Below are 20,093 nucleotides of genomic sequence, written 5' to 3' on the forward strand. Positions count from 1 at the left end.
AATGCGTATATATTGTTTTTAGTGCATTCCACTGATCGCCCAGACGCCAAGCTTTCCACAGGGATCCACAAGATGCTGCAAATCCTTCACCGGCAAGCGGCACAGGACAATAAAGGCGCCTGATCAGCTCGAGATCGAAAACCGCACAATAGCGGTTCGCACAAGATTGTGCCACTGGATAACAAAACAGACAACTTTTCCTGACTGGAGAGAGAAATAATGGCATCGACCATGTCAGCCGACACGGCTTCCAAGACGACTGCAACCGCGCCAGTCGCAGATTTAGCAGAACCAGAACAGATTTCACAAGATAACGGACTCTACGTCATTCGACGTAACAGAAAACAGACCAGTTTCGACCCGTCAAAAATCACTGTTGCAATGACCAAGGCATTCCTTGCCGTCGAAGGCGGCAATGCGGCAACTTCTTCGCGTATCCACCAGACAGTTGCAGAACTGACTGACCAGGTCGTCGAAGTCCTGACCCGTCGCAGTGACAGCGATACCCTGCATATCGAAGATATCCAGGATCAGGTCGAACTGGCATTGATGCGCAGCGGCGAACACAAGGTCGCACGCGCCTACGTCCTCTATCGTGAAGAGCAGAAGAAAAAACGTGCAGAGGATGATAGTGAAGAAGGCCTCATCGATGATAAACACATCGTTGATGTGACGCTCGCGGACGGCACCAAGGCACCGATCGACCATGTCCGGCTGACAGCGCTGGTCAACGAGGCATGCAAGGGCCTTGAGGATGTTGACAGCCAGAAAATCATCGACGGAACCTGTCGCAACCTTTTCGATGGTGTAAAGGAAAAAGACGTTGGAACAACCCTGGTCATGACCGCACGCACCTTGATCGAAAGTGAACCGAATTACTCCAAGGTCGCCGCACGCCTGCTGCTCGACAACATGCGCCGTGAAGCACTTGGCTTCCTCGAGATGAACACGGCCATCGCAACCCAGGAAGAGATGGCGGATGTCTACGGCGACTATTTCAAAAGCTATCTCAACAAGGCTATTGAGCTTGAGCTGATCGATCCGCGTCTGAACCAGTATGACCTGGAAAAAATTACCGCCGCACTGGATGCGACCCGCGACCTGCAGTTCACTTATCTCGGCCTGCAGACGCTCTTCGACCGCTACTTCATCCATGACGAAGACGGCACACGTTTTGAATTGCCACAGGCATTCTTTATGCGTGTTGCGATGGGGCTTGCGATCAACGAAATTGACCGTGAAGAGCGTGCAATAGAATTCTACAGACTGCTTTCCAGCTTCGATTTCATGAGTTCGACGCCAACACTGTTCAACTCCGGCACCCTGCGTCCACAGCTCTCCAGCTGCTACCTGACAACGGTTCCAGACCATCTCGATGGAATCTACGGCTCGATCAAGGACAACGCCCTGCTGTCGAAATTTGCCGGCGGACTCGGCAACGACTGGAGCCGCGTACGTGGTCTTGGTTCCCATATCAAGGGCACTAATGGCAAATCCCAGGGCGTTGTGCCCTTTCTCAAGGTAACCAACGACACTGCCGTCGCAGTTAACCAGGGCGGCAAGCGCAAAGGCGCCGTATGTGCCTACCTGGAGACCTGGCACATCGATATCGAGGACTTCCTCGAGCTGCGTAAAAATACCGGTGACGAACGTCGCCGTACGCACGACATGAACACTGCCAACTGGATTCCTGATCTTTTCATGAAGCGTGTTGCCGAAGATGGCGACTGGACACTCTTCTCCCCGAATGAAACGCCCGATCTGCATGACCTTACCGGTCTCGAATTCGAACAGGCCTACACCGCTTACGAAGAGAAAGCAGCGAATGGCGAGATCAAGATCTCGCGCACTCTCAAGGCCAATGACCTGTGGCGCAAGATGCTCGGCATGCTGTTCGAGACAGGCCATCCATGGGTCACTTTCAAGGACCCGTGCAACCTGCGTTATACCAACCAGCATGCAGGCATGGTGCACAGCTCAAATCTCTGCACAGAGATCACGCTGCACACCAATGACCAGGAAATTGCCGTGTGCAACCTGGGTTCCGTCAACCTGACCCAGCACACCACTGATACAGGTCTCGACATGGCAAAGCTGGAGAAAACCATCACCACCGCGATGCGCATGCTAGACAACGTCATCGAGTACAACTACTACTCGGTTCCGCAGGCACGCAACTCAAACCTGCGTCATCGTCCTGTCGGTATGGGCATCATGGGATTCCAGGATGCACTCTACAAAATGCGTATCCCCTACTCGTCGGATGATGCAGTCCAGTTCGCAGACACCTCGATGGAAGCTGTCTCCTACTATGCCATCAAGGCATCCAGTGATCTTGCTGCAGAGCGCGGCAAGTACAACAGCTTTGAAGGCTCACTGTGGAGCCAGGGCATACTGCCGTATGATTCACTGATCGCAATGAAAAAGCACCGTGGCGAACAGTACCTGCAGGTGGATGAAGGCACCACGCTGGACTGGGACAGCCTGCGTGAGCAGGTCAAGCGTGTCGGCATGCGCAACTCCAACACCATGGCGATCGCACCGACCGCGACCATTTCAAACATCTGCGGTGTCAGCCAGTCGATCGAGCCGACCTACCAGAACCTGTTCGTTAAATCGAACCTCTCTGGTGAGTTCACCGTTATCAATCCCTACATGGTCAAGGATCTCAAGGAGCTTGGTTTGTGGGATGAAGTAATGGTTAACGACCTCAAGTACTACGATGGCTCAACCCAGGAGATTGACCGCATTCCGGATGACGTCAAGGCCCTCTATGCCACGGCTTTCGAAATGGATGCACGCTGGCTGATCGAGGCGGGTTCACGTCGCCAGAAGTGGATTGACCAGGCACAGAGCCTCAATCTCTACATGGCGGAACCGTCCGGCAAAAAGCTCGACAACCTCTACAAGCTGGCATGGGTTCGTGGCTTGAAAACCACCTACTACCTGCGTTCCATGGGCGCCACCGGTGTCGAAAAGACCTCGGATGCAGGCAGGGATGGCGAAACCCAGGCGAGCCCACAGGAAGCGCCGAAAGTGTGTTCGATTCTCGATCCAGATTGTGAAGCCTGCCAATAACAATAAAGGAGATAGATGATGCTTAACTGGGATGATCCACTCTCGACGCAAAAGCCGGTAGTTACCGAAACACAAAAAACAGCGCCTGCTGTTGATAACAAACCGGAGGCTGCAGTTGGCTCTGCAGCAGAAACTGCCAAACCAGCGGGAAAGCCGAAGGCCAGTGCGACAGACACACTCGACCCGAGCGCCAATATCGCCCTCGGGCAAAAACCGGTGCGTGCGGAAGACAAGCGCGTCATCAATGGTGAAGGTGACGTCAACCAGCTGGCACCCTTCAAGTACCCATGGGCCTGGGACTACTTTCTCAACGCCAACAAGAACCACTGGACGCCACTCGACATCAACATGGCGCAGGATGTGCACGATTACCATCACAAGCTGACGCTCGAGGAGCGCCATGTTTTCGAGAACGTGCTCTCCTACCTGACCACCTCCGACATTCTCGCGATGCGCAACATCGGCCTCGCGGTAATGGAGAAGATGACCGCCCCCGAACTGCAGATCTACCAGGCACGCCAGGTCTATGAAGAGTCACTGCATACCTGGACCTACCAGCACTGTATCGAGACCATCGGGCTCGACCAGGGCGAGATCTACAACCGCTATCGCGTCGTGCCGGAAATCAATGCCAAGATCCAGGTCGCCAACCGTCGCCTCGATTCTGTGCTGCGCGCCGACATCGATCTGCGTGATCCCGATGAGCTACATAACTTCGTCATGGCGTACATCTTTTTTGCAGGTATCTTCGAAGGCTGCTGGTTCTACAACGGCTTCAGCCCGATATTTGCACTGCAGCGCCGTGGCCTGATGAAGGGCACTGCCGAACAGCTGCAGTACATCATGCGTGACGAGGTGATGCATGCCTCGTTCGGTATCCGTGTCGCCAAGACCATCATCAAGGAAGAGAATCTGACACTGGATAAAAACGCCATCAGGGAGATGTGGGAAGAGGCGGAAGCGTGCGAGCAGGGCTATGCAAACTACCTGCTGCCTGATCCGATCCTCGGCTACTCGTCTGAAGATCATATCGCCCAGTTCCGTTTTATCGCCAACCGCCGTGCACGCTCACTGCAACTCGACGAACCCTTTCCGGGCGCAGAGAACACCCTGCCGTGGCTCGACGAACAGGCGAATATGCGCAAGGAGAAAAATTTCTTCGAGACACGTGTTACCGAGTACCAGACCGGTGGCGCTCTGAACTGGGATTAATACACCACGCGGGCCGGGGATAACCCTGCCCGGATAACGGGAGAGCAGTTATGCACTGTACACATTGCCACAACGCCATGCTGATTGCGGAATCTATCCAGGAACACAACACGGAACAGGTTCGCTACCAGTGCCCGGTTTGCGGGCAAAGGCAGATGGTAACAAGACTCCGGATGATTACCAGTCGATCGATGCATCAGTCACTGATGACCACCGGTAAGTCGCGCGTTTACAGGTAGGCCGTGGGGATTGGGCGGGGCCGGAGTCACCCGGGGCCCCGTCATTTTTTTCCGCTCATACTCAAACGAAAACAGTCCACCTGTTCCGCATTATCTTCCCGCAATCTCACCAGTTCAGTTTGAATTGAACTGTTGAGCCAGCGAACACTCAAAATTGCTGAACCCTTTTACATCTATCCAGGAGAAAAAGATGAAAAAAAGCCTGATTACCCTTCTTGTCACCTCGGCAATCGTGGCCTCCGGCGCAACATTTGCGTGCAAGGGCCCCATGGGCGAGAAAATGAACATGATAGAAAAGTTCGACACAGATAAGAGTGGAACCATCTCGGAAGAAGAGTTCGACACCGGCCGTGCAGCTCGCATTGAAAAGATGGTGAGCATGGGCCGTCGTATGAAAAATATGGGGCAAGCACCGATGTTCGCTGACATGGACACCGACTCCGATGGAGAACTCAGTTCTGATGAAATGAAAGCCGCAATGGAAGCACACCGTGCGAAAAGACGCGCCATGCACGAGGCCATGCGTGAGGAGAGACGTGCCATGCGCGAGAGCAGGCGTGCGATGCGCGGCCCAATGATGGGACAGGGCTCCGGACGTCATCCCTACTGCAAGCATCACAAGGGCAAAGGCAGGCACATGCAACCGCCTGCATTCGAGGATATCGATACCAACAAGGATGGCATGATCAGCCCCGAGGAATTTGCACAGCACAAGGCTGAACGACACGCTAAATAGCCAGAACCTGCAGTTAGCAACAAGGATGTTGCGATCCCCGCAGGTTGCGGGACTTTCACCAACAGACGGAATTGTTTACACTGAGCGCCGTTTCCCCGACAACACCTCTTGTCGGCACTATGACATATCTTGCCGGAACGGCGATAGAGACTGATTATCAATAAGCCACACAAAGCAATGAGAAGCCTCACACTCATTCTGACAATTCTGCTGCTAACCACTTCCACGGTTATGGCTGAAGCCTATTACCGTGTCACGGGAATTGCGCTCACCGACACCCTCAATGTCCGCAAAACAGCGAGTACCAGTGCAGAGAAGGCAGGTGTACTTGCTGCCGACACCAAGTGCATCAGGGCTGAAAGCTGTTCAAAAGGCTGGTGCAAAATCGATTTCGAGGATGGCAGTGCCTACGTGTATGACCGCTATCTCGAAAAGATGAAAGAGAGTTCGGCATGCAAGGCAAAAGACAACGGCTTGCCAACCCTCGAAGAGATTGCAGCAATCAGGGCGACTCTTGATGCAGAAACACCTCCGGATACAATCAATAAAACCAGGACAAACCTGGCCGCCCTCTCCACTCCTGACTACCTGGTTGAAATAACCAAAAACCTGTGCACCAAAGCACTACTGGAAGAGAAGCAGGCAGCAGGAAAATTTGTTTCGGCTGCACATATCATGTTTGCCTCCTACCAGACCGCGATAGCCGAAAAAGTGAATTCGGGCTCCATCCCGCTGGTTCGTATCACGACAAACAGCGCCAATGGGCAAGTAATCGCCGACTATTTCGGTGAACAGGAAAAAGTCACCTCCTGCCGCGTGGTATTGAGACATGCCAGCGGTGTAGAACCGGATATTTCACAGAGTATCGATTCAACTGTTGCACGTTTTATGCGCATGGGGGGAAGACTTCTCGTTGCTTCCGAAACACACAACCAGGAAGCGTTGTCAGATGAGGAGCCGTATGAAATCGATCTGCACTACTATGGCAACAAGTGCGACGATATCTACCTCAAAACCATCACGGCAAGGCAGGGAAGCAACATTCAGAGTTCTGCTCTCGAAATCGCTCTTGCCGGCAGCCTGCAGGCACCAGACTACGCCTGCCTGCCACTCGACGAGATAAAGTAACAGATTGAAGGATCAGTAATGCGGTGGAAGCTCAACCCCTGCGCCTGCTGTATCGCTCTTTTCCGCAAGTGACTCCACCTGCTCTATCAACTGCTTCTGTCTCGACAACAGCATATCGATCAGTCCCTGCTGCTCGATCAGCCTTGTGCTCAGGGTATTGATCTCTGCTTCGTTAAAAGCAACCTGCGTCTCCAGCTGCTCCATTCTCTCCTCAACACTTTGCATACCTGTTATCCCTGCGTGACCGACTCGTATAAACATATTATGATACCGAATGTCTGACTGGTTTCTCTATCTGATTCGATGTGGTGACAACAGCCTCTACACAGGCATCACCACCGACATCGACAATCGCCTCGATAAACACAAGAACAACAAGGGCGCAAAATACCTGCGCGGGCGTGGCCCGTTTGAACTGGCATGGTCCAGTCACGTTGGTGAGCATGGCCTCGCGCTCAAGCTGGAATACAGGGTCAAGCAACTGAGCAGAAAAGAGAAACTGGAACTAATCGATGGAACTATCCAGCTCCACGAACTGATGCCGGACAGCGAACCGGGTACACTTGCCGCAAAGGAATAAATTATGAAACTACGCAGCCTTTTTCTCTCCGCCATCGTTGCCCTCGCAACGACATCCCTGTCATGGGCCGAAGAACCTCTGGAGCTGAAACTGCAGACAGTGAAAGTCACCGATAACATTTATGCGATCATCGGGCCGACAACTAACAGGGATAAAGAGAATCTTGGCAACAACGCCAATTTCGGCCTCATCCTCACCGACGAAGGTGCCATCCTGATCGATTCCGGCGGCACGTACAAGGGAGCAGAAATGCTCCACCACAGTATCAAGAGCATCACCGACAAACCGGTCAAGATCGTCATCAACAGCGGCGGACAGGATCACCGCTGGATGGGCAACAGCTACTTCAAGGCACTCGGCGCCCGCCTGATCGCCAGCAGCGCAGCGGTTGAAGATCAGAATGCGCGCTCGACAGATCAGCTCATCGGACTAGGTATCCTGGTTGGTGACGAGGGTATCGAAGGCACCGAGACAGTCTACGCCGATGAAACCTTTGATGAGCAGATGACACTGGAACTGGGCGGGGAGAAAATCGAGATCTACCACGCAGGCGCTGCACACACACCGGGTGATGCCTTCATCTGGGTACCATCACAACAGGTCGTCTTCAGTGGAGATATCATCTACGTACAGCGCATGCTGGGAGTGGGATCGATGTCGACCAGCAGCAGTTGGCTCGAGGTGTTCGATGCACTCGCCGCACTCGAACCAAAGCACATCGTGCCCGGACATGGCCCGGTCACAACGCTTGAGCGCGCCACAAAAGAGACTCGTGGATACCTCGAATACGTGCGTACCGCGGTGTCTGAATTCATGGAGAACGGCGGCACCATGGATGCCATCAGTGAAGTTGACCTGAGTGCGTACAGTTACCTGGAAAACCACGAGACCCTGAATGGTCGAAATGCCCAGCAGGTCTACTCCGAACTGGAGTGGGAGTAATAGAACAGACGGACAAGACAATGCCCTGCCAGCTGCTCTCGGTTATAGAATCGCCCCGCCATCCCAATTTCACGGCGATGTATCAACGCCTGGGCATTGAGCAGGAGATTGCAACTTCTATCCGCAAAGCGCTCAAACTGGTCAAAAAAGCGCCACCGGATATTCTTGTCGCCGAATTTATCTACGGCTATGGGAACAACTATGCAGGTGTCAATATCAGCAATCTCGATGTTCTGCTTATCGCTCTGCAGCGACATCAAAAGGAGACCAGGGTGATTCTGTTTGCCGACAAGTCGGAAATCGATCAAGCCCCCAGGCTGAAGGAGATCCATCCACTCTATACTGTGCTGAAGTTACCAATTAATCCGACTGAATTTGAGAAAACACTGGAGGAGATCATCTCATGTCAAAAATGATCGTCGCCACCTTGCTCCTGCTGCTGACCACAGCAGTGAGTGCACAAGTCACACCCACTCCGACAGCCGGAGGAACAATAAAACAACCAGAGGTTATTTTTTACTGCGCCAGCTGGTGCGGTATTTGTAAAAGGGCAAGAAACTACTTCAACAGCCATCAAATCCCGTTTACCGAGTATGACGTGGAGAAAACACGTGAGGGAATGGAGGGATTCAGGCGTTACAGGGCACGAGGTGTACCGTTGATCTTTGTAGACGGACAACGCATGGACGGTTTCAGCGTGGCGCGCTTTCGCCAGCTTTACAGACCTGTGCAATAAGACCGTTTTAGGTCTATCATGCGCCCATGTCTGAAGAGCAAAAACATCACAGGGCCATTCGCAGCTACGTGCTACGCGAGGGACGCCTGACCACAGGTCAGCAGCACGCCTTCGATACCTTGTGGCCGCAATGGGGAATCGACTTCAATCCCGCACAGCCTTTCATCCCACAACAGATTTTCGGCAACGACAATCCGGTGGTAATGGAGATCGGTTTTGGCAATGGCGAGTCACTCGCCCACTATGCGCAACATCACCCGCAAATCAATTATCTCGGTGTCGAGGTACATGGCCCAGGTGTTGGCCACCTGCTTCTCAGGATCGATGAACTCGGCCTCACCAACCTGCGCCTGATCAAGCATGATGCTGTCGAGGTGATGCACACCATGCCTGATGCATGCCTGCAGGGTGTGATGCTCTTTTTTCCCGATCCCTGGCACAAGAAACGCCATCACAAGCGTCGTATTCTCAAACCGGAATTCGTCTCGGAATTGGCACGCGTAATCAGACCCGATGGTTTTTTTCACGCCGCAACCGACTGGGAAAACTATTCCGAGCAGATGATGGAGGTGCTGTCAGCATCGCCCGATTTCAGCAACAGTGCCGGTGAAGGTAAATTCTCTGCGCGCCCTGATGAACGTCCGCTGACCAAGTTTGAACAGCGTGGCCAGCGACTTGGCCATGGTGTCTGGGACCTGGTTTTTAACCGCAAGCATGCCTGAACTTCGACTCGAAGAAATTTCAAGCGGTTTACAGTCGCCATGGAGCATGGCACTTGCCAGCTCGGAAACAATCACTCTCAGCGGCCCTTCGGGTAGCGGTAAGAGCCGCTTGCTGCGTGCAATCATCGATCTCGATCCGGATACCTCCGGCGATGCCTGGATCAATGACACACAACGCTCGCTGACACCCGCCTTTGAATGGCGACGCTTGGCCGGATACCTGCCTGCAGTCAGTCACTGGTGGGAAGATCACGTCGGTGAACATTTCCCATTAAGCTCACCTGTCGAGCTCTCCTCGCTGGGACTGGATGCCGCCCTGTTTGAATCACCGGTATCACACCTCTCTTCCGGGGAAAAACAGCGCCTTGCAATAATCAGGCTGCTCGCCAATCAACCTCGCGCACTGCTTCTCGATGAACCGACAGCCAACCTCGATGCCCAGCACACCCTGGTTGTCGAAAAACTGATCAGTGAATATCAGCAGACGCATGCAACACCCGTTATCTGGGTTACGCACGACAAGTCACAACAGCAGCGTGTTGGTGATCGTCATTTCGAAATCAGAAATGGAGAAATCCTTCTCGCAGCAAGCCTGCAGGAGGAGAAATGATAAGCCTGATTATCCTGACTCCATTTGACCTGGCCATCACCTCGGCATTGATTCTGCTGATGGCATTTCTCTCCTGGCGCCTGCATCTTGGCGTTGGCCGCCAGTTTCTTATCGCTGCACTGCGCAGCGCGGTACAGTTGATCCTGCTCGGCTATGTGCTGAAAATCATCTTTGCAGAACAGGCGTTCTGGATGGTATTACTGCTTGGCAGCATTATGCTCGGCGTTGCGGGATACGAGGTACTATCGCGTCAACGCCGGCGTTTCAGCGGCTGGTGGGGCTACGGCATTGGCGCCACTGCGATGTCGATCTCGTCATTCAGTGTCACCCTGATCGCGTTGCTGATCGTGATCCAGCCAACCCCCTGGTACCAGCCACAATATGCAATTCCGTTACTTGGTATGCTGCTCGGCAACACCATGACAGGCATAGCCGTTGGCCTCGATAACCTGACCCGTAGTGCGTGGGAAAAACGTGAACTGATCGAGGCCCAGTTGATTCTTGGTCGACGTGGAATAGAGGCGATCCGTACAATACGTCGTGATGCCCTGCGCTCAGGCATGATCCCTATCATCAATACCATGGCAGCCGCGGGGCTTGTCAGCTTGCCGGGTATGATGACAGGACAGATACTTGCCGGTGTCGAACCGCTGGAAGCGGCGAAGTACCAGCTGCTGATTATGTACCTGATTGCCGGCGGCACCGGGCTCGGCAGCCTTGCAGCCATCTGGCTGGGATCAGAGAGACTCTTCGATGATCGTCATCGACTGCGCCTCGACCGACTGACAACATCCAAATGAGGTTTTATCCGGATTCCGCCTGATATCAGGAGAAGAGCTCGGCCAGGGTTTTGCCCGGATTAGGCGTACGCATGAAGGCCTCGCCGACAAGAAATGCATTGATGCTGTTGTCACGCATCAGTTTGACATCTTCCCTGCTGTGAATACCACTCTCGGTCACCACGATACGATCATCCGGAATCATCTCAAGCAGATCGATGGTTGTCTGCAGGGAGACATCAAAAGTTCGCAGGTTGCGATTATTGATACCGATGAGGCGGTTGTTCAGTGGCAATGCGCGCTCAAGCTCTTCAGCATCATGCACCTCGATGAGTACATCCATACCCAACTGGTGCGCAAGCGTGTTGAGATTGCGCATCTGCGCATCTTCAAGACAGGCGGCAATCAGAAGAATACAATCTGCACCGATCGCGCGCGCTTCGTAGACCTGGTAGGGATCGATAATAAAATCCTTGCGGATCACAGGCAGTGAACAGGCCGCACTCGCCTCGACAAGATACTCTTCAGCACCTTGGAAAAAATCCTTGTCAGTGAGGATAGAAAGACAGGCAGCACCACCCCATTCATAACTGCGGGCGATTTCAGCCGGATCAAAATCCTCACGCAAAACACCTTTCGACGGTGATGCCTTCTTGATCTCGGCTATCACTCCAGCCTTGCCAGCGTTAATTTTCTCCTCGATCGCCCTGCTAAAGCCACGTGGCACTTCAGCCTCTTTCGCTTTTGCGATAATCGCATCCAGATCGACTACCGCAATGCGCTCGGCAATCTCCTCGAGTTTACGCGCAACGATTTTTTTCAGGATATCAGGTGTATCTTGCATCGAAATCAGCTCTCAAGGCTCTGTGTCAGGACAATAAGCTGATCCAGTTTCTTGTGCGCGTCACCACTACTGATCGCCTTGTCCGCGCGTTCAACACCGTCCTCCAACGAAGATGCGATACCTGCAGCATAGATAGCTGCACCTGCATTGATGCAGACAATATCTCTCGCAGGCCCTGCAGTATCTTCAAGCACACTGCGAATAATCGCGAGGCTCTGCTGTGCATCTTCAGCTTTGAGTGTATCAAGTGAATTACGCTTCAGCCCGAACATCTCAGGCGAGACAGAAAAATGCCTGACCTGGCCATCCTTGAGTTCGGCCACATCAGTTTCAGCGGCGATACTGATCTCATCGAGACCATCACGTGCATGCACGACCAATACATGTCGACTGCCAAGTTTGTGCAGAACTTCAGCCATTGGCTCAAGTAAATCCTTGCTGAACACACCCAGCACCTGGTTGGGGGCACCGGCAGGGTTGGTCAGGGGACCGAGGACATTGAAAACCGTACGCGCACCAAGTTCGCGTCGCGGGCCGATCGCATGCTTCATCGCGCTGTGATGTGCCGGTGCAAACATAAAGCCGATACCCACCTCGTCAAGACAGCGACGTACCTGCTCCGGATTCAGATCAAGTCTGACGCCGGCCGCTTCAAGCACATCTGCACTACCGGACTTTGAGGAGATTGAACGATTGCCATGCTTGGCAACACGTGCACCTGCAGCTGCAGCAACAAAAGCACCGGCTGTCGAGATGTTAAAAGTACCTGAGGAGTCACCACCGGTGCCACAGGTATCAACAAGATTCTTCGCTTCAATATCGACTCTCTGTGCCAACTCACGCATAACAGTCGCTGCAGCAGCAATCTCGGTGACTGTCTCGCCTTTCATGCGCAAGCCAACGAGGAAGGCACCGATCTGTGCCGGGGTTGCTCCGCCGGTCATGATGGTGTGCATCACCTCGACCATCTCCTCGCTGGAGAGATCCGTATGGCTGATGACCTGGTTAATTGCATTCTGTATTGACATAAGTTTTTACTCCCGGGGTCAAAACCCGAATGGCCTACTTTTGCTCAAGAAAATTTTGCAGCATATCGTGTCCGTGGCGCGTCAGGATCGATTCAGGATGAAATTGCACACCCTGTATTGGCAGTTCTTTATGACGCACGCCCATGATTTCGTCGACCTTGCCGTCGCTGGTCTGGGTCCAGGCTGTCATCTCAAGGCAATCGGGCAGGCTCTCCTTCTCGATCACCAGTGAGTGATAACGGGTTGCCTCGAACGGATTCTGCAAACCACTGAAAACACCTGTATCTGCATGATAGATTGGTGAGGTCTTGCCATGCATGACATTCTGCGCACGAATGATCTTTCCACCGTATGCCTGACCAATCGACTGGTGGCCAAGACAAACACCGAGAATCGGTATCTCGCCGGCAAAACGCTTGATCGCCTCGACCGAGATACCTGCCTCGTTCGGGGTACAAGGGCCCGGAGAGATGACGAGATGTGCGGGTTTGAAGGCAGCTATCTCATCGAGTGTTATTTCATCGTTTCGATGAACGTGCACATCAGCTCCCAACTCACCAAAGTATTGCACCAGGTTAAAGGTGAAGGAGTCGTAATTATCTATCATCATTAACATTACTCTTCTCCCTCTTGCCCGATGCGGTCAAGACCGGCTTCAGCCATCTCGACGGCACGAAAAACTGCACGACCTTTGTTCATGGTCTCCTGCCACTCAAGCTCGGGGAGCGAGTCAGCCACAACACCTGCGCCCGCCTGAATATGCAGCGTCTTATCCTTGATGACCGCGGTTCTGATTGCAATCGCAGTATCCATATTGCCATTCCATGCGAGGTAGCCGACAGCACCGGAATAGACACCGCGCTTGACCGGCTCGAGTTCATCAATGATCTCCATTGCACGGATTTTCGGTGCACCGGAAACGGTCCCGGCAGGGAAAGTCGCACGAATCACATCCATGGCACTCATGTCTGGTTTCAGTCTGCCGATAACGTTTGAGACAATATGCATGACGTGTGAATAGCGTTCAACCACCATCTTCTCTGTCAGTTCCACACTGCCAATCTCTGCGACACGGCCCGCATCATTGCGTCCGAGGTCAATCAGCATCAGGTGTTCGGCCAACTCTTTTGGATCGGCCAGCAACTCATCCTCAAGTGCGCGATCCTCTTCTTCTGTGTAACCACGTCGGCGCGTACCGGCAATCGGCCTGACGGTAACGACTCCATCCTCAAGACGGGTGAGAATCTCCGGTGATGAACCGACAACGTGAAAATCGTCCAGGTCGAGATGGTACATGTAGGGTGACGGATTGAGACCACGCAACGCCCGATAGAGATCAAGCGGTTCAGCAGTAAAAGGAATTGAGAGTCGCTGGGAGATAACAACCTGCATGCAGTCACCATCAAGAATGTACTCCTTGATGCGCTCAACCGCACTCTTGAAACCCTCCTCCGTGAAGCCGGACTCGAAATCACTCTCACTGACCTTACGCGGTGTCTCATGCTGCTTGCGTGGTGCGCCCTGCTGCATGGCAGCTACCAGTCCATCAATACGCCGGTTAGCCTCCTCGAGTGTGCCACCCTGCATCGGATCGACGTGCACGATAATAAACATGCGGCCACTGAGATTATCGAAGACCACCAACTCGTCAGAGATCATCAGCAGGATATCAGGGCTGTTTAAATGATCCGGGTTCGGGCACTGTGCCAACCGCGGTTCGATATAACGCACAGTGTCATAACCGAAGTAACCAACCAGTCCACCGGCAAAACGCGGTAGACCATCAATCTCTGCTGCCTTGAAACCGGCCTGGAAATCACTGATCCATTCGAGTGGATCAGGGTGTGTTTCACTCTTGAGTACGGTGTCCCCGTCAAAACGCGTTATCTCGTGATCACGCACCTCGATACGTTCCCGGCAAGGCAGGCCGATAATCGAGTATCGCCCCCATTTCTCACCGCCATGAACAGATTCGAACAGATAGCTATAAGGCTTGTTCGCCAGCTTGAGATAAACACTCAGAGGCGTATCAAGATCTGCAAGCACTTCTCGTGCGACGGGAATTCGGTTGTAGCCCTGCCCGGCAAGGGCAGTAAAGGTTTCGGGTTTCATAGTGCACTCCACACAAAAGGTATTTTCAAAACAGGATCAGGTACGACTGGTGAAGCTTCACCATCGTTTTCCTGTTTCATTCACCCTGATGCGTGAGAGATGAGTCATAGCTGTACTTTATCAGAACGGTTGCGGAAAATTCCTCGCATCACAATATCAAAATTCCGCACGGAATCAAGCAGACAGTAGCTTTCAGGACAAAATAGGGAGCTTTCAGGGCAAAATATCGCGTGCTATTGTAAACTGGCGCACACTTGATGAAAACAGACATGCAATGATTCCATCCCACCTGCACCCGAAAACCTGGCCGACCTGGACCGGTCTTGGTATTTTCAGGCTGTTGATCCTGCTTCCTTACCCGCTCATGATGCGTGCGGGAGGCTTGATCGGGCACCTGACATGGTTGCTGCTGTCTGAAAAACGACGCCTTGTATTGAAGAAAAACCTCGAGCTCTGCTTTCCTGAACTCGATATAACAGAGCGTGAAGCGCTGGCGCGTCAGCATATCGAATCAGCGGGCAAGGGTTTCCTCGAAGTAGCGTTGGCTTGGTGGGGAAAGAGTGAAGATCTCTCAAAACTGGTCAATTACACTGGCCTGGAACATCTCGAGAAGGCACGCGCCGCCGGCAAAGGCGTCATCCTGCTATCGGCACACTTCAGTTCTCTTGAGATCGGTGGGCGCCTGCTGGCAATGAAGGTGCCCTTTGAGGCACTATACCGTCCCAGTGACAACCCCGCTGTCGAATACCTGATGCAAAAGAATCGTACGCGTCATACAGAGGGAGCAATCAGTAAAAATGATATCAAGAGAATGATCCGCAGCCTGCGCAATGGCAAGACCATCTGGTATGCACCCGACCAGAGTCCGAGCCGAAATAATGCTGTTTTCGCCCCTTTCTTTGGTATCGAAACACTGAGTAGTACAGCAACAGCCCGCCTGACAAAAATGACTGGTGCCGCTGTTGTCCCTTTTCTGCCACTTCGCCGCAATGATGGAACAGGGTATGATCTGCAACTCTTCGCTGCGCTGGACGACTTTCCTGGCGATGATGAAACAATTGATGCAACACGAATTAACCAGCTGTTCGAGTCATGGGTCAGGAAACGGCCTGAAGAGTATTTCTGGTTTCATCGTCGTTTCAAACGACAATCGGACGGCAAATCCGATTATTACAGCTAAACCGGTACGGACCAACAGAGAATATGAGCAAACCGACCGCCGATTCGCGCCAGGTATACATGAGGCTGCTACGTTATGTACGCCCTTACCTGACTGCATTAATTGTATCGATCATTTTCATGGTAATCCTGGGGCTTTCCGATGCGGCAGTACCTGCACTGCTGAAACCCCTGTTCGACGGCGGCTTCATCGAAAAAGATCTAGACAGCCTCCAGCAGACACTGATATTACTGGTTCTGCTGTTCCTGGTTCGAGGTACTGCACACGTCATCTCTACCGGTGCGATGGGCTGGGTATCCGGAAAGATCGTACTCGATATTCGCAAACAGATGTTTGCCCACCTGCTAGACCTGCCAACACGTTATTACGATAACAATGCGACAGGTAACACTCTTTCCAAGTTGACCTTCAACGTCAACCAGGTGACATCTGCAGCAACGCGCACCCTGACAATTCTTGTTCGCGATACCGTGACAACACTAGGCCTGCTGGCTGTCGCCCTGTACCTTAACTGGCAGTTGACGATCATCATTCTTATCGCCTTTCCACCAGTCGTGATCGTTGCCCAGATTTTTTCGCGCCGCATGCGCAGCTTCAGCCACGCACATCAGAACAGCATCGGAGACATGACCCATGTACTCGAAGAGAGCATGCGTGGTCACAAGGTAGTCAAGGTATTTGGTGGAAAAGAATACGAGAGCACGCGTTTCTTTAAAATTGCCAACCGGGTGCGTCTCTATTCACAAAAAGTTTTGCTTGCCGGTGCCGCTAATGTCGCCGTTGTAGAACTGATCTCCTCCGTTGTGTTGTGCTCAATCGTCTACCTGGGAACCCTGCAGGCAATCGACCAGGGACTGACTGCTGGTCACCTGATCTCGTTCTTTGCCGCTCTTGGCCTGATGATCTCACCAATCAAGCGCCTTGCATCTGCAATGCAGCCACTTCAGCGTGGCTTGGCCGCAGCAGAATCGATTTTCCAGCTACTCGATGAAGAGATAGAAAAAAATTCCGGAAAAAAGAGCCTCGACCAACCTGAAGGGGTTCTGAAACTTGAAAACGTCTGTTTCAGTTACAGCAGCGACAAAGCCCCTGCATTGCACCAGATCAGCTTTACTGCAGCAGCCGGAGAGACGATTGCACTGGTCGGCCAGTCTGGTAGCGGTAAATCGACCATTGCCAGTCTGCTACCGCGTTTCTACGATCCAGCCAGTGGGCACATCACGCTCGACGGACACGATCTGCGTGACCTGAGCCTGGCTAACCTGCGCAAGCAGATCTCCTACGTCAGCCAGGACGTGGTGCTGTTTAACGACACCATCCGTGCAAACATCGCCTATGGCCAAGACACCGACTTTGACGAGGCACAGATCATTGCCGCTGCAAAGGCTGCACATGCCTGGGAGTTCATCAAGGAGATGCCGCATCAACTCGATACCCTTGTTGGTGAAAATGGCATCCAGCTTTCCGGTGGCCAACGCCAGCGGATAGCGATTGCACGTGCATTGCTGAAAAATGCCCCGCTGCTGATTCTGGATGAAGCCACATCTGCCCTGGATTCACGCTCAGAGTCACTGGTGAAAGATGCGATCGACACCCTGCGCCAGGGCCGCACCACGATCATCATTGCACACAGGCTTTCCACTGTTGAAAACGCTGATCGCATACTGCTTCTGGAGCAGGGTCGCCTGCTGGAACAGGGTAATCACTCCGAGCTACTTGCCCTAAACGGCCGTTATGCCAATCTTTACGGCAAACTGGAATACACAGATAAGGCATAGCCACCACCTCCTGATGGCTCAGGTTATATCGCCATATAAGCATTTTGCTTGTACCTGGCCCCCGAATCGACGACAACTCCATCATCAAGAGTAATAATCAGCAATGTGGAGTAAAAATGAGCAGCGACGACACACCGACACGTGAAATCCGCATCAATCCGATCGTACCGACCGAGTCAGTACTTGTTTCGACAGCACGCGGCATGCGTCCGCGCAAAGCTGAAGAGAAAATTGAGCGCGACAACCGCAAACATGTCGAGACCTGCCCCTTTTGCAAGGGTAATGAGGAGAAAACTCCGCCGACAATAAAATCATGGCCAAATGATGAAGAGTGGCAGATGCGTATCGTCCCCAATCTCTATCCCGTGCTTGGTGACGACAGGGAGCAGACCAGTCTGACCCTCGGTCTGCAGCAGGTGATTGACGGCTATGGTCGTCACGAGGTTGTCATCGATAATCCCGCTCACGGCATCGCAATGCACGAAATGGATGTGGCGCATCTGCAGCAGCTATTCATTCTCTATCACCAGCGCATGAAAGAGCTTTACACCTCTGATCCGCGCCTCAAGTACGTGCTGGTATTCAAGAATTTCGGTCCTGCGGCTGGCGCAAGCATCCCGCACACCCACAGCCAGATCATCGCCATGCCGGTGGTTCCGCAGAATGTTGAGGACGAGGTCACCAACAGCCGCAACTATTACAACAAGCATAACCAGTGCGTTTTCTGCTCTCTGATTGACGAGGCGCTGACCTACGAGGCGACCATCTACGATCGCGAGTCAGGCGAGATACGCAGAAAAATCGATGTTGGTCAGTATGTTATCGAGAAGGGCAAGCGTTTTATTGCCATCAAGCCATTTGCCAGCCGCTTTGAATGGGAAGTTCATATCCTGCCACTACATCATGAAGCAGATTTCATGGATGCGAATGAAGAAGAGCTGGAGGAGTTTGCTGGCATGCTGAAACGTACCATGCAGCGTCTAGATCATGTTATCGGTGGTGCGCAGTACAACTTCTTCATGCACTCGATCCCGCATGGCAAGGACTACGACGACTGTCAAAACAGCTATCACTGGCACCTCGAAATCTGCCCAAGAACCAGCATCCCGACGGGCTTTGAGCTCGGCTCCGGACTGTTTGTCTCGACCATCAGTCCAGAAGATGCGGCAAAACAGCTTCGCGAAGTCGAACTCTAGGGTATTTCTGCGGTAATTGCAGAAAAGAGATAAAAGCGGCAAAACAGGCTTTTTTGAGTGATCCATAAAGGATACACTTTGATTTACAAATGCAGCAGACAGGGCTCACATGCAAGATAAACAACAGCAACTTGTCATCTCCGCCATCGGCAGTGACCGCCCTGGTATCGGTGAACAACTGACTGATCGGATCGCCAAGCTCGACCTGAATATTACAGATAGTCGTATGACGGTTCTTGGTGGCGAATTTGCCATACAGATGCTGATCAAGGGCGCATGGAACCAGCTCTCGAAACTGGAGCAGGCGCTTCCCGCAATCGCGGAATCTCTTGGGCTCCAGGCTCAGTGCAAGCGTACCGAGTCAAGACAGTCTGCAGACATGCTGGTGCCCTACGCCGTTAACGTCGTTGCCCTCGACCACCCTGGCATCGTGCACAAGCTATCAGATTTTTTCGCCCAGCGACAAATCAATATCCAGGATCTAAGTACCAGCAGCTATTCCGCAGCACACACGGGAACACCCATGTTCGCCGTTAACCTGCTCATAGGCATCCCGTCGCAAGTACAGATTCCGGCACTGCGTACCGAGTTTATGGAGTACTGTGACTCACTCAACCTGGATGCTGTACTGGAACCCGTCACCCACTAAATAAAACAGGAAGAAATTGCGCATGGCAGATCAGCAGGTCGCACTCAACAAAAAAGTACCAGATATCAAACTTCTGCTGACAGGAGACAAGGAAACCCACCTCTCCGATTACGCAGGGAAAAACATCGTCATTTACTTCTATCCCAAGGCCAGTACACCGGGATGCACACAGGAAGGCCTCGATTTCAAAGAGGCAATCAACAAGTTCCGGCGCCAGTCATGCGTCATTCTCGGTGCATCACGCGATAGCCTCAAGGCGCAGGAAAAATTCAAAACCAAACAGGAATTCCCGTTTGAACTGATCTCTGATACAGAAGAAGCGCTCTGCAACCTGTTCGGTGTCATGAAAATGAAAAACATGTACGGCAAACAGGTGCGCGGTATCGAACGCAGCACTTTTATTATCGACAAGAAGGGAAAGCTCCACCATGAGTGGCGCGGCGTCAAGGTCAAAGGCCACGTCGATGAAGTCCTCGAAGTAGTCAAGCAGCTGAACAAGCAGTAATCCACTAATCCACTCCGGAGCCCGTATCGTGCCTGTCAA

The 20,093-nt window shown here is 52.7% G+C and carries 22 protein-coding genes; 17 read left to right on the forward strand and 5 right to left on the reverse strand.

Features of this window, described 5'->3' with window-relative positions; genetic code table 11:
- Positions 1–219 precede the first annotated feature (219 nt).
- From BOW06_RS01075 to BOW06_RS01090, 5 genes are all read left to right on the forward strand, one after another.
- A complete protein-coding gene (locus BOW06_RS01075; RefSeq protein ID WP_143556048.1) occupies positions 220–3,078 on the forward strand; it encodes a ribonucleoside-diphosphate reductase subunit alpha in 2,859 nt (952 codons plus the stop codon).
- Between the two features lie 18 nt (positions 3,079–3,096).
- The gene (locus tag BOW06_RS01080) at positions 3,097–4,290 is read left to right on the forward strand and encodes a ribonucleotide-diphosphate reductase subunit beta (RefSeq protein WP_043118773.1); all 1,194 of its coding nucleotides are present in this window, start codon (positions 3,097–3,099) and stop codon (positions 4,288–4,290) included.
- Positions 4,291–4,340: 50 nt separating this feature from the next.
- Positions 4,341–4,529: a hypothetical protein gene (locus tag BOW06_RS12875; RefSeq protein ID WP_143556176.1), complete on the forward strand. Its 189-nt coding sequence runs from the start codon at positions 4,341–4,343 to the stop codon at positions 4,527–4,529.
- Positions 4,530–4,719: 190 nt separating this feature from the next.
- The gene (locus BOW06_RS01085) at positions 4,720–5,265 is read left to right on the forward strand and encodes an EF-hand domain-containing protein (protein WP_043118211.1); all 546 of its coding nucleotides are present in this window, start codon (positions 4,720–4,722) and stop codon (positions 5,263–5,265) included.
- Positions 5,266–5,442: 177 nt separating this feature from the next.
- Positions 5,443–6,393, forward strand: coding sequence for an SH3 domain-containing protein (locus tag BOW06_RS01090; RefSeq protein WP_078454381.1), 951 nt, complete (start codon positions 5,443–5,445; stop codon positions 6,391–6,393).
- Positions 6,394–6,405: 12 nt separating this feature from the next.
- Here the strand turns inward: BOW06_RS01090 and BOW06_RS01095 are convergent, their stop codons facing one another.
- Positions 6,406–6,618: a SlyX family protein gene (locus BOW06_RS01095; protein ID WP_043118206.1), complete on the reverse strand. Its 213-nt coding sequence runs from the start codon at positions 6,616–6,618 to the stop codon at positions 6,406–6,408.
- Positions 6,619–6,667: 49 nt separating this feature from the next.
- Between BOW06_RS01095 and BOW06_RS01100 the strand changes: the two genes are divergently transcribed.
- Genes BOW06_RS01100 through BOW06_RS01130 form a run of 7 tightly spaced genes read left to right on the forward strand, consistent with a single transcriptional unit; the run spans position 6,668 to position 10,783 of the window.
- The gene (locus tag BOW06_RS01100; protein ID WP_043118204.1) at positions 6,668–6,973 is read left to right on the forward strand and encodes a GIY-YIG nuclease family protein; all 306 of its coding nucleotides are present in this window, start codon (positions 6,668–6,670) and stop codon (positions 6,971–6,973) included.
- A gap of 3 nt (positions 6,974–6,976) precedes the next feature.
- Positions 6,977–7,915, forward strand: a complete 939-nt coding sequence (locus BOW06_RS01105; protein ID WP_052132289.1) for an MBL fold metallo-hydrolase — start codon at positions 6,977–6,979, stop codon at positions 7,913–7,915.
- Between the two features lie 20 nt (positions 7,916–7,935).
- Positions 7,936–8,331, forward strand: coding sequence for a hypothetical protein (locus BOW06_RS01110; RefSeq protein ID WP_052132288.1), 396 nt, complete (start codon positions 7,936–7,938; stop codon positions 8,329–8,331).
- Complete coding sequence (locus tag BOW06_RS01115) at positions 8,319–8,651, forward strand: glutaredoxin family protein (protein ID WP_078454382.1); 333 nt, start codon at positions 8,319–8,321, stop codon at positions 8,649–8,651. Before BOW06_RS01110 ends, BOW06_RS01115 begins: the two co-directional genes overlap by 13 nt.
- 26 nt (positions 8,652–8,677) lie before the next feature.
- Positions 8,678–9,373 (forward strand): tRNA (guanosine(46)-N7)-methyltransferase TrmB, encoded by a 696-nt coding sequence (gene trmB, locus BOW06_RS01120; RefSeq protein ID WP_043118202.1) that lies wholly within the window; start codon positions 8,678–8,680, stop codon positions 9,371–9,373.
- Positions 9,366–9,983, forward strand: a complete 618-nt coding sequence (locus BOW06_RS01125) for an ABC transporter ATP-binding protein (RefSeq protein ID WP_043118200.1) — start codon at positions 9,366–9,368, stop codon at positions 9,981–9,983. The genes trmB and BOW06_RS01125 overlap by 8 nt, the downstream gene beginning before the upstream one ends.
- Positions 9,983–10,783 (forward strand): ABC transporter permease, encoded by an 801-nt coding sequence (locus BOW06_RS01130; RefSeq protein WP_043118768.1) that lies wholly within the window; start codon positions 9,983–9,985, stop codon positions 10,781–10,783. The genes BOW06_RS01125 and BOW06_RS01130 overlap by 1 nt, the downstream gene beginning before the upstream one ends.
- Before the next feature lie 25 nt (positions 10,784–10,808).
- Here BOW06_RS01130 and trpC read toward each other — a convergent pair whose 3' ends face one another.
- The 4 genes from trpC to trpE are packed head-to-tail and all read right to left on the reverse strand — an operon-like array spanning position 10,809 to position 14,746.
- Positions 10,809–11,606, reverse strand: coding sequence for an indole-3-glycerol phosphate synthase TrpC (trpC, locus tag BOW06_RS01135; protein ID WP_043118199.1), 798 nt, complete (start codon positions 11,604–11,606; stop codon positions 10,809–10,811).
- Positions 11,607–11,611: 5 nt separating this feature from the next.
- Entirely contained in the window at positions 11,612–12,634 is a 1,023-nt protein-coding gene (trpD, locus tag BOW06_RS01140; protein WP_043118197.1) for an anthranilate phosphoribosyltransferase, read from the reverse strand.
- Between the two features lie 34 nt (positions 12,635–12,668).
- On the reverse strand, positions 12,669–13,250 hold the full coding sequence (locus tag BOW06_RS01145; protein WP_043118196.1) for an anthranilate synthase component II: 582 nt from the start codon (positions 13,248–13,250) through the stop codon (positions 12,669–12,671).
- Positions 13,250–14,746: an anthranilate synthase component I gene (trpE, locus tag BOW06_RS01150; RefSeq protein WP_043118194.1), complete on the reverse strand. Its 1,497-nt coding sequence runs from the start codon at positions 14,744–14,746 to the stop codon at positions 13,250–13,252. The genes BOW06_RS01145 and trpE overlap by 1 nt, the downstream gene beginning before the upstream one ends.
- Before the next feature lie 274 nt (positions 14,747–15,020).
- Here trpE and lpxL point away from each other — a divergent pair, with 274 nt between their 5' ends.
- From lpxL to BOW06_RS01175, 5 genes are all read left to right on the forward strand, one after another.
- Positions 15,021–15,926: an LpxL/LpxP family Kdo(2)-lipid IV(A) lauroyl/palmitoleoyl acyltransferase gene (gene lpxL / locus BOW06_RS01155; RefSeq protein ID WP_043118192.1), complete on the forward strand. Its 906-nt coding sequence runs from the start codon at positions 15,021–15,023 to the stop codon at positions 15,924–15,926.
- 23 nt (positions 15,927–15,949) lie between these two features.
- On the forward strand, positions 15,950–17,704 hold the full coding sequence (gene msbA / locus BOW06_RS01160; protein ID WP_043118190.1) for a lipid A export permease/ATP-binding protein MsbA: 1,755 nt from the start codon (positions 15,950–15,952) through the stop codon (positions 17,702–17,704).
- A gap of 116 nt (positions 17,705–17,820) precedes the next feature.
- Complete coding sequence (locus tag BOW06_RS01165; RefSeq protein WP_043118188.1) at positions 17,821–18,900, forward strand: galactose-1-phosphate uridylyltransferase; 1,080 nt, start codon at positions 17,821–17,823, stop codon at positions 18,898–18,900.
- A gap of 109 nt (positions 18,901–19,009) precedes the next feature.
- Positions 19,010–19,549, forward strand: a complete 540-nt coding sequence (locus tag BOW06_RS01170) for a glycine cleavage system transcriptional repressor (protein ID WP_043118186.1) — start codon at positions 19,010–19,012, stop codon at positions 19,547–19,549.
- Positions 19,550–19,571: 22 nt separating this feature from the next.
- Positions 19,572–20,054 (forward strand): peroxiredoxin, encoded by a 483-nt coding sequence (locus tag BOW06_RS01175; protein ID WP_043118184.1) that lies wholly within the window; start codon positions 19,572–19,574, stop codon positions 20,052–20,054.
- Positions 20,055–20,093 lie beyond the last annotated feature (39 nt).

Source organism: Solemya velum gill symbiont, from assembly GCF_002020255.1.
Classification (GTDB): Bacteria; Pseudomonadota; Gammaproteobacteria; order Chromatiales; family Chromatiaceae.